The following is a 458-nucleotide window of genomic DNA, read 5'->3' on the forward strand; positions in this document are numbered from 1 at the left end:
TGGTCAGCGTGACGACCGTGGTGGCCGTCCCGCCGGCGGCGGCTTCGACCGTCGCGACGACCGCCCCCGCGGCCCCCGTCGCGACGACGACCGCGGTGGGAGCTTCCGCCGCGATGACCGTGACCGTGGCCCCCGTCGTGATGACGACCGGGGTGGCAGCTTCCGCCGTGACGACCGTGGTGGCCGTCCCGCCGGCGGCGGCTTCGACCGTCGCGACGACCGCCCCCGCGGCCCGCGCCGTGACGACGACCGCCCCGGCGGCTTCCGTCGCGACGACAGCCGTGGCGGTACCGGCGGTGGCTTCCGCCGAGACGACCGCGACCGTGGCCCCCGTCGTGATGACGACCGTGGCGGCAGCTTCCGTCGCGATGACCGCGACCGTGCGCCGCGTCGTGACGACGACCGTGGTGGCAGCTTCCGCCGCGACGACCGTGCGCCGCGTCGTGATGACGAGCGTG

Annotated in this window: 1 protein-coding gene; it reads right to left on the bottom strand. The window is 76.4% G+C overall.

All coding sequences use genetic code 11. The annotated features are described in order from the left end of the window. Positions 1-458, bottom strand: a 458-nt coding sequence (locus tag IA22_RS37000) for a hypothetical protein (protein ID WP_030125881.1), incomplete at both ends; no start/stop codon positions are given.

Origin of the sequence: Kitasatospora papulosa (assembly GCF_000717245.1) — a bacterium.
GTDB classification, from domain to species: domain Bacteria; phylum Actinomycetota; class Actinomycetes; order Streptomycetales; family Streptomycetaceae; genus Streptomyces; species Streptomyces papulosus.